At 75.6% G+C, this 13,048-nt stretch carries 10 protein-coding genes and 1 pseudogene; 6 read left to right on the forward strand and 5 right to left on the reverse strand.

Annotated features, from left to right (window positions below; all coding sequences use genetic code 11):
- Both D450_RS29545 and D450_RS34125 read right to left on the reverse strand, forming a co-directional pair.
- Positions 1–181 (reverse strand): annotated as a pseudogene (locus tag D450_RS29545) (hypothetical protein); the annotation flags it as partial.
- 1,077 nt (positions 182–1,258) lie between these two features.
- Positions 1,259–1,504 carry a hypothetical protein gene (locus tag D450_RS34125; protein WP_017537720.1) on the reverse strand — a complete coding sequence of 82 codons (246 nt, stop codon included), beginning with the start codon at positions 1,502–1,504 and terminating at the stop codon, positions 1,259–1,261.
- Positions 1,505–2,694: 1,190 nt separating this feature from the next.
- Here D450_RS34125 and D450_RS0105745 point away from each other — a divergent pair.
- Together D450_RS0105745 and D450_RS0105750 are read left to right on the forward strand one after the other, a co-directional pair.
- Positions 2,695–3,855: a heparan-alpha-glucosaminide N-acetyltransferase domain-containing protein gene (locus D450_RS0105745; RefSeq protein WP_017537722.1), complete on the forward strand. Its 1,161-nt coding sequence runs from the start codon at positions 2,695–2,697 to the stop codon at positions 3,853–3,855.
- Between the two features lie 176 nt (positions 3,856–4,031).
- Positions 4,032–4,862 (forward strand): arginase family protein, encoded by an 831-nt coding sequence (locus D450_RS0105750; protein ID WP_017537723.1) that lies wholly within the window; start codon positions 4,032–4,034, stop codon positions 4,860–4,862.
- A gap of 48 nt (positions 4,863–4,910) precedes the next feature.
- On the opposite strand, the gene D450_RS0105755 is transcribed toward D450_RS0105750, so the two are convergent.
- Positions 4,911–5,672 carry a MerR family transcriptional regulator gene (locus tag D450_RS0105755; RefSeq protein ID WP_017537724.1) on the reverse strand — a complete coding sequence of 254 codons (762 nt, stop codon included), beginning with the start codon at positions 5,670–5,672 and terminating at the stop codon, positions 4,911–4,913.
- A gap of 208 nt (positions 5,673–5,880) precedes the next feature.
- On the opposite strand from D450_RS0105755, the gene D450_RS0105760 reads away from it, so the two are divergent.
- Positions 5,881–6,408 carry a hypothetical protein gene (locus D450_RS0105760; RefSeq protein WP_039820178.1) on the forward strand — a complete coding sequence of 176 codons (528 nt, stop codon included), beginning with the start codon at positions 5,881–5,883 and terminating at the stop codon, positions 6,406–6,408.
- A gap of 39 nt (positions 6,409–6,447) precedes the next feature.
- Here the strand turns inward: D450_RS0105760 and D450_RS0105765 are convergent, their stop codons facing one another.
- The gene (locus D450_RS0105765; RefSeq protein WP_017537726.1) at positions 6,448–7,065 is read right to left on the reverse strand and encodes a stage II sporulation protein M; all 618 of its coding nucleotides are present in this window, start codon (positions 7,063–7,065) and stop codon (positions 6,448–6,450) included.
- Between the two features lie 214 nt (positions 7,066–7,279).
- Positions 7,280–8,314, reverse strand: coding sequence for an acyltransferase domain-containing protein (locus D450_RS0105770; protein ID WP_017537727.1), 1,035 nt, complete (start codon positions 8,312–8,314; stop codon positions 7,280–7,282).
- 128 nt (positions 8,315–8,442) lie between these two features.
- Here D450_RS0105770 and D450_RS0105775 point away from each other — a divergent pair, with 128 nt between their 5' ends.
- The 3 genes from D450_RS0105775 (at position 8,443) to D450_RS0105785 (ending at position 12,975) form a co-directional block, all read left to right on the forward strand.
- Positions 8,443–10,038 carry an AMP-binding protein gene (locus tag D450_RS0105775; protein ID WP_017537728.1) on the forward strand — a complete coding sequence of 532 codons (1,596 nt, stop codon included), beginning with the start codon at positions 8,443–8,445 and terminating at the stop codon, positions 10,036–10,038.
- A gap of 68 nt (positions 10,039–10,106) precedes the next feature.
- The gene (locus D450_RS0105780) at positions 10,107–10,655 is read left to right on the forward strand and encodes a GNAT family N-acetyltransferase (RefSeq protein WP_017537729.1); all 549 of its coding nucleotides are present in this window, start codon (positions 10,107–10,109) and stop codon (positions 10,653–10,655) included.
- A gap of 448 nt (positions 10,656–11,103) precedes the next feature.
- Positions 11,104–12,975: a DEAD/DEAH box helicase gene (locus D450_RS0105785; protein ID WP_017537730.1), complete on the forward strand. Its 1,872-nt coding sequence runs from the start codon at positions 11,104–11,106 to the stop codon at positions 12,973–12,975.
- The last annotated feature ends 73 nt before the right edge of the window (positions 12,976–13,048 follow it).

Genomic DNA, 13,048 nt, shown 5'->3' on the forward strand with positions numbered 1-13,048 from the left:
GCCGCGGCGCCCCCCGGGCACCGGAGGCGCCGGAGGCCTCGGCGGGGGGAGGGGAGGGGCGCCCGTCGTCGTGCGCGGCGGGCGCCGGGCGGGCGGCCTCGGGGCCGTCCGGGGCGCTGTCGGTCGGGGCGGCGGTCTCGGCCGCACCGTCGCGAGGGGAGGGGCTGATGCTGTTCGACACCCTTCGAGCATCGCGCGCCCGGGGGAGGATTGCAGGGGTACAGGCGGCTTGTGACCGGTTGTGGCCGGAGCGCGGCACAGAGGCGCGGCGGGGACAACGCAAGGGCCCCTCCGCGCGTCCTACCGACGGCGCACCGCCCGGCGGACGTGGCGGTATGACCGTTATGCCAAGAATGCCCCAGTTTCATGCATAACGCACTTTATGCATGAAACATCGATCGCCCCCCGAGGGCCCAGATCCACCCCGCGGCAGGCACTCTGGGGCTTGGCACCCCTTTTACCTGCGGGAACGCCGCGTCTTCGCCTCGAACTGCACATCCACCCCGAGGGGCCCCGGGCGATCCGGGACAGGGGGGCGGCACGGCTACGCCATGGGGGCGGAGCGCCAGGGGGTGCCGAGCATTCGCCGTCGCACGGTCACTGCCTCCCGAGCCGCGCCCGCCGGAGTCGTCCGCATCGCACAGGCAGGCCGCCGGCGCAGTTCGGCCGGCACGGCTGGTCGAACCCGAGAGGGCGCTTGAGTCGGCGTGAGGGCCTGGCCTGGCCCCAGGAAGCGCGGCGCCCGGAGCCTCCGTCCGGACGCACACAGAGCGCGGACGGAGGCTCCGGGCGCGTGACAGCAGACAGGAGCGTTCCAGCGGACCTCCAGCAGCGATCTGCGAAGCGGTCGCCCCCGAGCCGTCTCGACGGACGTTCAGGCGCCCGGGTGGGCAGGTACGGAGACCCGAGCCGGTCGGACGTGCCGACCCGCTCCGGCGGCCCGGTGTTCGCCCATCGAGGGCCCTGGGCCTCAGAGGCCGCTCACGAGGTCGACCGAGGTCGGCCAGCGACGCATGCCTTCTCAGTGAACCCCGATGCGCTCACTGGCGCGCCACGGCCTACGGCGCCTCCGGCAGGGCGCGCACCGACCGCGTGTGGAGCACCGGTGGGCCGGTGAGCGCATCGTGCGCACGCGAACCGCAAGCGCGAGAAGCCCTGGGCAACCCCTCTTCCAGGCAGGTCCTCGCAGTGCCGATAATCTGCATTATGTCAAGTTGAATCCGGTGGAACCCTCCCCGCCCGCCGGGCGGCCTGTCAGTTACTGCAGCGACGCGAGCGCCGCGCAGGGTCCACGCTCATGCACGCCGACCTGACCGGCCTCGCCCGATGCCTGTACGGCGACGAACACCGTCCTGTGCCCGAGTGCGAAATCGAGCATCGGGAGGACGAGCTCATCGAGGCGACGACCTTCGCCGGGGCCGATGCGCTCGCGGCCATGCTCGGCGAGCCGTGCCCCAACGCCGCCGACGGCCACCTGCCGGTGCGGGTGCGCGACCTGGCCCACCGGCTACCGGCTCGCCCTGCTCCAGCGGCCGGACGATCCTGCGCTCATGCGGGCGGCCGCCGAGAACCTGTGGATGCACGGACCGGATTGGGATCACATCGCAGAGGAGCTCAGGCAGCGCGCCGATGCTCTCGACGGCGGCCCCTCGAGTAGCTCCTGAGAGCAGGCGCGATCCACCGACCACTCCCCTTGTGCGCCCCTCCTGGGCGCTTTTCCGTAGTTCGGTTCCTCGCCCACGGAGCATCGAGTCGACCGGGCACGGGGGCTCATGTGAGCGGACGGCGCTTGGCCGAGAAGTGCGTACAGTACCGGATTCGGCGCCGACGCCTCGCCTGTGGAGCCTGCTCATATTCATGGGGTCTTCCGGCCGGTCCGCGTAGGTGAAGTCCTCGCAGTGGGCAACGACGAGCTGCTCTGAACAGGGCGTCGATGCTGCCGTCCCCCATTGGCGAGCGCCGAGGATCGGAACGGACGCTGTGCGCGGAGTCGAGCGTCGCGGGCCGGCTGCGATCCTCGGCGAGAGGTGGGACTGATGAGGAGCAGCGAACAGCAGGCATCTGGCAAGCCCGTTTGGGGCGCGGCCGCACTGCAGCAGGGCGCTTCCAGGGGGCCGATCCCCCGCATCAGCGCGCTCCTGTTCCCTTTTCCGGCTTCCCCGGTCAACCGGGCGGGTCCACTCGACTCTGGGTTCCGAGGAGCTGATCGGCCGGATCGGGACGTCCTGCTTTGGGGGCGCTGGGGCCGGCCGTCCGTGGTGCCTGCACTCCCCTCCCCCTCCGGCGTGGGCCCATGGCGGGTTCCCTGGCCCGGACGGCGGCGGCCTCGCCGTGGCCGGGCCAGGGCGCCAGGCCCGGTTCGCCGGAGTCCTGGTCCTGGCCTGCCCGAGGGGCGGCCGATTCGGCCGGTTCGGGCACGGACGGCCGTTTCCGCAGGTCACCTTCGCGTGATCCTGGTCACTTCCCCCCTGGTGCCCGGTCGCTCGGGCGTGCGGGAAGCGCGGCGGGGGCGCGATCCTGCGGGGCGGCGGCACCGACCCGCAGGGTTTGCCTCCTCGGGGGCGCGACTTACCCTTTACGGCGGCATATCCCCCTGTTTGCCTTCGCCGTGCCGCCCTGCCTCTCGCACCACGGCCTTCTCACACACTCCCGCTCCCCCCTTCGGCCGCCCCGCGCGGTCAGGAAGGCCCCCGCTTGACCACCGCTGCCCCCCTGCACGCCCCCGCCCCGCCGTCCGCCGCGGTGTCCGCTCCCGCCGAGGGCGCCGCCCGGCTGGGCGGGCTGGACCTGGCGCGCGCCGTGGCGGTGCTGGCGATGTTCACCGTCCACCTGGGCGCCCCCTTCACCCCCGAGCCCTTCCAAGAGGCCGTGCGGACCCTCTCCCACGGGCGCTCCTCCGCGCTGTTCGCGCTGCTGGCCGGGGTGGCCCTGGCGATGATGAGCGGCCGCACGCGGATTCCCGCCGGGGCGCGCCTGGCCACGGCCCGGCGCCGGATCGCGGTGCGCGCCGGGTGCCTGGCCGTGGTCGGCCTGCTGCTGATCCGGCTGGACACCCCGGTGGCGATCATCATCGCCCACTACGGGGGCTTCCTGCTGCTGGCGCTGCCGTTCCTGGGAATGTCCGCGCGGCGGCTGCTGGTCGCGGCCGCGCTCTGGGCCCTGGTCGGCCCGCAGGCCTCCTATCTGGCGCGCGCGGGGCTGGAGGGGGTCGCGGCCGGCGGTGCGGCCGAGGCGCTGGCGGTCTCCACGGGCGCCGCCCCGTTCCTGCTGACGGGCATGTTCCCCGCGGTCTCCTTCCTGCCGTTCGTGCTGGCGGGGCTGGCGCTGGGGCGTGTGGACCTGGCCGAGGGGCGGGTGCGGGCGCGTATGGCGGCCTGGGGCGCGGTGCTGGCGGCGGCCGGGTACGGCGGGGCGCGGCTGGCGCTGTGGTGGCTGGCCTCCCCCGCCGAGGCGGCGCGGGTGGGGGCGCACACCTACTTCCACGGTGCGGTGCCGCTGGAGGGCCCGGCCTGGCTGCTGACGAGCGTTCCGCACAGCGGCACCACCTTCGAGGCGGCCGGGTCGGCGGGGGTCGCCGTGGTCGTGGTGGCGGTGTGCCTGGAGGCGGCCGATCGGGCGCCGCGCGCCCTGGCGCCCCTGGCGGCGGTGGGGGCGATGTCCTTGACGGTTTACGTGGCGCACGTGCTGGGCATCTGGGCGGTGCGCTCGGCCGGATGGTGGGAGTGGCCGCTGATGGCCGAGGCGTTCGCCGTCGCGGCGGTGGGCGGGGCCTGGGCCTGGCGTGCGCGGTGGGGCAAGGGGCCGCTGGAGCGGCTGGTGGCCGGGACGGCCCGGAGGGTTCCGTCGCGGGCCTAGGGCCGGGTCCGGACGGGTGCGCCCGGCAGGGCTGCGGCGGCGGCCGTGTCGCCGCCGGGCACCGGGCGCGGCCCAGGAGCGGGAACCGGTTGTCCTCCGGGGGTGGCCGCTGTCGGTCGCCGGCCTTTCGCGCCGGATCCGGTGCGGGGCGGGGTGCGCGGTCCTAGGGTGGGTCCATGGTCTGGCAGCGCGACGTCGATCTGGTGGTGCCGCTGTGGCAGGGGGGCGATGACGTGCGGGTGGCGCCGGGGGCGGCGGCGCTGGCGCGCCAGGTGCCCTCCGGCGGCAGCAGGCTGCACGTCTCGGTGACCGACGGCCCCCGGCGGGTGGTCGGCGGAGTGCTGAACCTGGAGACGGTGGCCGAGACCCAGCGCCAGCTCGGGGACCGCCTGGCGCGGCGGGATCCGGCGCGCACGCTCACGCTGGGCGGGGACTGCTGCTCGGATCTGGCGGCGGTGCGGCACCTGGCGGCGCGCTACCCCGGGATGGCCTGCTACTGGGTGGACGCGCACCCGGACCTGAACACCCCGCAGTCCTCGCCGTCGGGGCGGGCGCACGGGATGGTGCTGCGTGCGCTGCTGGGGCAGGGCCATGCGCGGCTGACCGGTGCGGGGGCGGCACTGTCGGCCCGTGATGTGACGCTGGTGGGCACGCGCGCCTTCGATCCGGCCGAGGAGGAGTTCGTGCGGGCGCACGGGGTGGCCGTGGCCGGGCCGGAGGCGGTGGAGGCCGACCCCGACGGGGTGGCGCTGCGGCGCACGGCGGGCAGCCCGGCGTATGTGCATCTGGATGTGGACGTGTGCGACCCGGCCGAGGTGCCTGCGGTGGCGTGCCCGGAGCCGGGCGGGCCGTCGGTGGAGGCGGTGGCCCGGGTGCTGGCCGCGCTGGCGCGCCACCACGAGGTGGTGGGGATCGGGGTGTGCGAGTACGCGCCGGTGATCGAGCACGATTCCAAGCGGTTGAACGTTCTCCTGTCGGCGCTGGGGCTGTGCGAGCCGGTCTTTTAGCCGGTGGTGCGGGGCCGGTGCCGGAGTCGCCCGGTGGGCGGGGTGCCGTCAGTCGTCGCGGGGCACTCCCCCGCCGGTGCGGGGGTCGTCGGCGTCCTGCCGGTCGAGGAGTTCGTTGAGGCGCTGCAGCAGGCGGATCTGTGCGGGGTTGTACATCTCGGCCACCGCGTGGGCCAGCACGTTGCGTGCGGCCACGGCCCCCTGGGGCGAGCCGGCGGTCGGGTCCGCCGACTGCGGGTCCTTCTGCCGTGCCTTGCGGACCACCGGCGCCATGCGTGCGGCCAATCGTTCGATGGCGGCGTCGTCGGCGTCGGCGGGCAGACGTTCGAACTCCTCTTCGGTCTCGTCGCGCTGCTGCAGCATCCGGCGGAACTCCTGCCAGGCCTGCTCGCCGAAGACGGCGGAGTAGACCATGAGCAGTGAGCGCTGGGTGTGGGACAGGTCCGGGGCGACGACGGAGGCGAAGCCGGGCGGGGTCTCGGGCGGGGCCCTGTGGTGCAGGACCGCGGCCAGTTCGGCGCGTGTGCGGGTGAGCCGCTCGATGGTCGCCTCGAGTTCGGCGTCGAGCGCGCGGATCGCCTCGTAGGCCTGTTCGTCGTCCTGGCCCATGGGCGGGATCCGCGCCAGGGGGACCCCCAGGCCGCTGAGCCTTTTGATCTGCAGCAGGCGCACCAGGTGCGCGATTCCGTACTGCTTGTAGCCGTTGGGGGCGCGCTCGGGCACCTCGAGCAGGCCGATCCGGTGGTAGTGCCGGACGGCCTTGACCGTGGTTCCGGCGAGTTCGGCGAGCTGCCGGGTGCTCCACGCCATGGTCGACCTTCCTTGTCCGCGGCCGCCACGGTACCGCGCGCCGGGGTCGGTCGGGTTGACCCTGCCCCGAGGGCAGCCCTTGTACTGGGCGCGGCGCCGGGCGGGGGCGGTGGGCGTTGCGGCCGCCTCCTGCACCTGTGGTCTCCCGCCTGCGCGGGGCCCGGGCCGTTTCGTGGATGGGCCGAACCCCGGGGAAGAGGTGGGCGAGATGGTCGAAGGTCTCAGGCGGCGCCGGTGGCGCGGCAGGGTCGGGCCGGGCGACGGGAGTGCGCTGGCCGAGTACCGCATCTGGCAGGTGTCCACGCGCTCGCTGTTCTTCCTCGACACCGCGGGCCCGGTGGGCGGGCGGTGCGTCTTCGCGGTCGACGTGCGCCACCTGGTGGACTCCACGTCCAAGCGGGAGCACGAGGCCGGGGCCGGCAGGAGCCCTGCCGCGCTGTACCGGGACGGCCTGCAGGTGCACCGCTCCAACCTTCCGGCGGCCTTCCCGGTGCCCGGCGGGGTGATCGAGGTGGCCGCCTCCCCGTTCGGGCTCAAGCGCATGCGCTATGTCGGCGACGACGGCGCCGAGTTCGCGCTGCGCCCGCACCCGCGTTCGCTGGAGGGGCTGCGGGAGCGGCTGGGCCGGCGGTATCCGCGTGCGAGCGCGGTGGTGGGCGCGGCGGGGTTCCTGGCCGCTTTCGAGCGCGCCTCCCGCCTTCGGTACCACTGGCTGATCGACTCGGCCGCCTGTTGAGCGGGCCCGGGGCGGAGGCGATCCGCCCCGGGCCCGTGGTCAGCCCGCCAGCAGGGGCGGGACCAGGTAGATGACCTCGAAGGCCTCGTAGAGGGCGCCGATGACGAACAGCGCCAGTGCGGGCAGGCTCAGCCATGCGATCTGTCGCAGGCCGTGGAGGTAGGCCCGGCGCCGGTTCGGGGCGCCGACGGCGCCGGGGCGGATCCAGGACCTTCCCAGCAGGTAGGCGCCCAGGAGCAGCAGGGCGTAGGCCTGGAACTCGATGAGGACCGTCAGCGAGTGCGGGACCATGGTCAGGGCGGTGGTGCGGTCGACCGGGGCCAGGGCCAGGCCGATGGTGAAGACCCGGTGGCCGAACAGGGCGATGCCGGCGAAGGGCACGGCCATCGAGGGCAGCAGGATCGTGGCCAGGCCGACCGTGAGGGTGTTGACCGCGAAGATGGTCAGGCTGAACAGCCAGGCGTTGGACAGCAGCGAGGTGACCAGGCCGGTGGTGCCGTTGCGCTGCATCGAGTCCAGGTGCGCGGTGTGCAGCTCGGGGAAGAGCAGCGCTGCGGCCGTGCCGGCGAAGAACAGGCCGAAGACGAGGGCGTTGATGGCCAGGTAGGCGCCCAGGTGGGCGCGGATGATCTGGAAGGGCCTGTGCAGGGCTCGCATGTGTCCTCACTCGGTGGCGTGGGGCGGGTGGCGAGCCGTCCGGGCCGTCGCCGGGCGGTGCCGGGCGCGGTCGCGGGTGGCGCCGAGGGCGCGTGCCGGGGCGCGGGTCGCCCGCGGGGTCGGGCCGGCGGCTCGCACACCAGTGCAGTCCATGCCCTCGGGGCAGGGTCAAGCCGGTGAGGGCGCCAGCGCTCGGCCGGGCGCCTTCCGGTGCTCATTCGGGCAGGTCGAGCCACCCGGTGCGCACGTGCCAGTGGCCGCCGGCGGCGACGTGGTCGGCCGTGGCGCGCTCCAGGCGGGTGGTGCGGCGGGCGCGCGCGGGGTCGGCCCGGGGGCTGTGGTGGATGAAGCGGAACACGTCGTCGTCGCCGGGGGCGGGTTCGTCGACCAGGGTGAACAGCTTCTGGAAGCGGGCGATGTTGCCGTCGTGGCCCAGGTGGTCGTTGAGGCGGGGGTCCAGCATCCAGGAGGAGCAGGTGGCCACCGGGTAATCGGCGCCCAGGCGGGTGCGGAAGAAGGGGCGGGCGCGGCGCAGGGAGTCGGCGACGTCGCCGGCGTCCAGGGGCGGGCCGGCGGGGATGTGGATGCGCAGGCAGGGGGCGCCGGGGGCCAGGTCGGGGCGGCCCAGGGCGCGGGCGCGGGCGTGGTCGAACCAGCGGACCGAGGCCTGGGTGGCCAGGACGTTGGGCTCGTACTGCAGGCGGCCCAGCTCGTACAGGCCCGAGCGGAACTGCAGGGCGACCCAGCCGGCGGTCTCCAGGCCGGTGCGGCCGAACATTCGGCGGTTGGCGGCGACCTGGCGGCCCACGTCGCGCAGGGTGGCGCGGGTGACGTCCTCGGGTACGCCCAGGGCGCGCTGGTGCTCCAGGTACCAGGGCAGGGACAGGGCGAAGGCGATGACGGGGGCGCAGCGGGCCCGGGGGTCCTCTGCCGTGTGCAGGGCGGGCCAGTCCTGCCAGGCCGGGGCGGTGCCGGCGTCGGCGGCGGCGCGGGCGGCCAGGCGTTCGACCAGGTGGAGCAGGCCGGGGGGCCAGGTCGCGTCGGGCCAGGCGGCGCGGATCTCTGCGCGGTCGGGCTCGGGCAGGGCGAAGGGGGCCAGGAGGGGGTCGGGGTCGGCGGTCAGGGGGTCGGCGGCGCCCCGGGCGGCGGGGTGGGGCAGGTGGGCGGCGCTGCGCAGCCAGTGCGCGGCGGCGGCCTCCAGGCCGTGGCGTTCGCACAGCTCCTCGGCGTCGTACCCGGGTCCGTTCATCGGTCCTCTCCCCTCCCCCAGGCGCGGGCGTGCCCCCGGTGGATGAGGGCACCATCACACACCAAGGCATACTCTTGTACCGAACGCCGCCAACACCCCGATAGCGTAGAAAACGAGGACGCTCACCGATGCCCACCCCGGCGCAGCAGGTACACGACTGGCTGGCCATGTACGACGCCCCGAACGCATCGGTGGCCCGCCTGTTGTGCGACCGGCATCCGGGCTCGGCCACGGCCGTCGTGGAGATCGGTGAGGACCTGGAGCCGTCGGTGCGCACCTTCGCCGACCTGGCCGAGCGCTCGTCGCGCCTGGCGGCGGGGATGGCGCGCCTGGGGATCGGCCCGGGCGACCGGGTGGCCACGCTGCTGTGGCGCGGGTTCGACCTGGCGGCGACCGCGGTGGCGGCCTGGCGGCTGGGGGCGGTGCACGTTCCGCTGCTGACGGCCCTGGCGCCGGCGGCGATCGGCACGCGCCTGGCCGCGGCGCGGGCCCGGCTGGTGGTCTGCGAGGAGCAGGTGCGCCACAAGCTGCAGGACGCCGGGCCGTGGCGGGTGGCGGTGGCCGGTGAGGGGGGCGGCCTGGCCGGGGACCTGAGCCTGGAGGGGCTGGCCGCGGGGGCGGGCCCGGTGCCCGAGCCGGCGGCGGTGGGCGGCGCGGCGCCGTTCCTGCACCTGTTCGCGCCCGGGCCGGGCGGCATGCCGCGGGCCTTCGAGGTGCCGGTGCGGGCGCTGGCGGCCTTCCAGTCCCACCTGCGCTTCGGCCTGGACGTGGCCGAGGAGGACGTGTACTGGAACACCCACGACCCCAGCTGGCACTACGGGCTCTTCCACGGGCTGGTGGCGCCGCTGGCGGAGGGGCGCTCCAGTCTGCAGCTGCGGGCGGGCGGCGACCCGGAGCTGGTGCTGGACGTGCTGGCCGAGCAGCGGGTGAGCAACCTGGTGGCACCGCCGACGCTGTACCGGACGCTGCGCTCGTCGGTCAAGACGCTGCCGCCGGAGGTGGCGGTGCGGCGCCTGTCGAGTGCGGGCGAGCCGCTGCCCGAGGGGGTGGCGGAGTGGGCGGCCGACGTGTTCGGCACGCCGGTGCGCGACCACTACGGGCAGGCCGAGCTGGGGGTGTGCGTGGGCCAGCACCAGCACCCCCAGGCCCGGGCGGCGGTGCCCGCGGGGTCGCAGGGCACGTGCCTGCCGGGCTGGTCGGTGGCGGTGCTGGACCCCTTCGACGACGTGGAGGCCGCCCCGGGGGTGCTGGGGCGGGTGGCGGTGGACGCCCACGACAGCCCGGCGTACTGGTTCGGCGGCTATGCCGGGGATCGGCGGGCGCGGCTGACGCCCGACGGCCGGTGGTTCGTGACCGGTGACACGGCGGTGCGCGACCGCCAGGGGTGCTTCTTCTTCTCCTCGCGGGACGAGGAGGCGATCCTGGCCTCGGGGTACCGGATCGTTCCGGGGGATGTGGAGACCGCGCTGCTGGAGCACCCGGACGTGGTGGAGGCGGCGGTCTACGGCGCCCCGGACGGTACGGGCGGGCGCACGGTGGCGGCCAGCGTGGTGCTGGCCGAGGGGGCGCAGGCGGGGGCGCAGCTGGCCGAGAAGCTGCGCGAGCTGGTGCGGGGGCGCTTCGCCGAGCACGCCTACCCGCGCACGATCGACTTCGTGGAGGAGCTGCCCAAGTCGCCGTCGGGCAAGATCCGGCGCTCGCGGCTGGGGCCGCGCCGGGGGTGATCCCGGCGGGGCGGCCGCGGGCCTGCAGGGGAACGTGCGCCTCCTCAGAGCCGGGCACAATACGCCCCATGCACCGACCCGTCGGCCTGCCCGTCCTCAGCGCCCGCCGGGGCACCTTCCTGCGCCCCTGGCGCATGTCGGACCTGGAACTGGTCCGCGAAGCCGCCCAGGACGACTACATCCCCGCCATCACCACGGTGCCCTCCCCCTTCACCGAGCACCAGGGCGCGGCGTTCATCCGCCGCCAGTGGGAGCGGACGGCCGCGAAGAACGGCTGCCCCTTCGTCATCGTCGACGCCGGGCGCCCGGTGGGAGCCGTCGGGCTCTGGCTCAACGAGGCGGACCAGGGGCGGGCCACCGCCGGGTACTGGGTCGCCCCCTCAGGGCGGGGGCGGGGAGCGGCCGCGTCGGCCCTGGCAACGGTCGCCGACTGGGCCCTGGGCGCGCTGGCGGTCCCCCGCCTGGAGCTGTACGTGGAGCCGTGGAACACCGCCTCGGTGCGCACCGCCGAGCACGCCGGCTTCCGGCGCCAGGGGCTGCGGCCCCGGTCGCGCACCGTCAGGGGCGCCCCGCGGGACATGCTCGTCTACTCCCTCCCGGTTCCGCGCGACCTGTGAGCGGCCGCCGCCGGTCCGCACCCGGCTCCGGCGCGCACGGACCACCGCACCACGCCCGAAACGGAAATCGGGCCCGCCCCGCCGACGACCCGCGGCCACCGCACCCACCTGCGCCGACACCCCCGCCCTCCACCCCCGCACACCCCCTGGCCCAGTGTGCTTCTGGTCTCCTCTGCGGGCCCCGGGGCGCGGGCAGGGGCGCCCATCACCTAGGCTTGTGGGGCGGCCGGAGCCTAGTGACCGTCGGGGAGGCCGCGACCCTTGTGCGCCCGCGGCCCCATGCGAAGGGGCCGGATCCGGGCATGCGGCGACAGCGCACTGCGGACGCGCGGCGCCGCGAGGGACAGGTCCGCGCCCATCCACCCGCAGCAGCCTGCGGGCACCCCCGCGTGCCCGCACCGCGCGATGCCCCGACGGACACCGACGCCCGCGTCCCCAGAGGAGATTTATGGCATCCGCCGCCCCGACCCTGCCCTCCGAGCAGGACATGCAGGACATGGCAGCAGAGCTTCCCGAGTTCCACGAGCCGGCCCAGGCCGCCGAGCAGGCCGACCCCGCCCCCGAGGGCTTCGCCGCCCTCCCCCTGGACCCCAGCGTCCTGGCCTCGGTGACCGCCGCCGGCTTCACCGACCCCACCCCCATCCAGCGCGAGGCCATCCCGCCGCTGGTCGCCGGACGCGACCTGCTCGGCCAGGCCGCCACCGGCACCGGCAAGACCGCCGCCTTCGCCCTGCCCATCATGCAGATGCTGGCCCAGCGCTCCGGGCGCACCCCCGGCGGCCCGGCCGCCCTGATCCTGGTGCCCACCCGCGAGCTGGCCGTACAGGTGTGCGAGGCCGTGGAGAGCATGGGCGCCGCTGCCCGCGCCCGCGTCCTGCCCGTGTACGGCGGCACCCCCATCGGGCGCCAGCTGCGCGCCCTGGAGCGCGGCGTGGACGCCGTCGTGGCCACCCCGGGCCGCGCCCTGGACCTGATGGGCCGCGGCGGCCTGGTCCTGGACCGGCTGTCCATGGCGGTGCTCGACGAGGCCGACGAGATGCTGGACATGGGCTTCGCCGAGGACATCGAGTCGATCCTGGAGCAGACCCCCGCCGACTGCCAGCGGGTGCTGTTCTCGGCCACCATGCCCTCGCGCATCGAGTCCCTGGCCCAGAGCCACCTGACCGACCCGGTGCGCGTGCGCATCGCCCCCGAGCAGCGCGCCCAGGGCGAGGCCCCGCGCGTGCGCCAGTGCGCCTACCTGGTCCCGCGCGGCTACAAGGAGGCCGCGCTGGCCCGGCTGCTGGAGGCCGAGGAGCCCGGCGCGGCGATCGTCTTCTGCGCCACCCGCGAAGAGGTCGAGCGGGTCACCGAGGCGATGAACGGGCGCGGCCGCCGCGCCGAGGCCCTGCACGGCGGCATGGGCCAGGAGCACCGCGACCGGGTGATGGGCCGCCTGCGCTCCGGCGCGGCCGACCTGCTGGTCGCCACCGACGTGGCCGCCCGCGGCATCGACGTCGACCACCTGACGCACGTGGTCAACTTCGGCCTGCCCGCGGCCCCCGAGTCCTACGTGCACCGGGTGGGCCGCGTCGGCCGCGCCGGGCGCGACGGTGTGGCACTGACCGTCATTGAGCCGCGCGACCAGCGCCGCCTCAAGGCGGTGCGGCGCGCCGCCTCCGGGCCGATCGAGGTCGAGCAGGTCCCCACCGTCGAGCAGATGCGGCGCCGCCGCCTCGAGCGCACCCGCCAGGCGCTGCAGGAGGCCCTGTCGCAGGACCAGACCGCACCGGCCGCCGCCGAGCTGGAGGAGGTCCTGGGGTCGCTGCGCGAGGAGTTCGGGGCCGAGCGGGTGGCCCTGGAGGCCATGCGCCTGGCGCACGGCGCCCTGGCTCCGGCCGCCGAGGGCGAGCAGGAGATCCCGCAGGTGCCGGTGCGCGCCGAGACCGACCGGCGGGGCCGGCGCGGCGAGCGCTCCGACCGCGACCGGGGCCCCCAGGGCCCGGGTCGGCGCGGAGGCGGCCGCGGCGCCTCGGGCGATCGGGTCCGCCTGTTCGTGGGGGCCGGGCGCAGCGCCCGGGTGCGCCCCCAGGACCTGGTGGGCGCGATCGCCGGGGAGGCCGGCCTGAACGGGCGCGACATCGGCGCGATCGAGATCGCCGAGCGCTTCTCGCTGGTGGAGGTTCCCGCCTCTGACGCCGACCGGGTCATCGACGCCCTGCAGGGGGCCATGATCAAGGGCCGCAAGGCCGTGGTGCGCCGCGACGCCCGCGAGAGCGGCGGCGGTCCGCGCCAGGGCGGCGCCAAGCGCCGCCCGGCCACGCGCGCGCCCAGGGACTGACACCGGCCCGCCGCTCAGGGCGGGAGGGCTCCGACGGGGGCGGCACGCACTGCGCGCCGCCCCCGTTTCGCAT

Origin of the sequence: Nocardiopsis halophila DSM 44494, assembly GCF_000341245.1 — a bacterium.
Taxonomy (GTDB): domain Bacteria; phylum Actinomycetota; class Actinomycetes; order Streptosporangiales; family Streptosporangiaceae; genus Nocardiopsis_A; species Nocardiopsis_A halophila.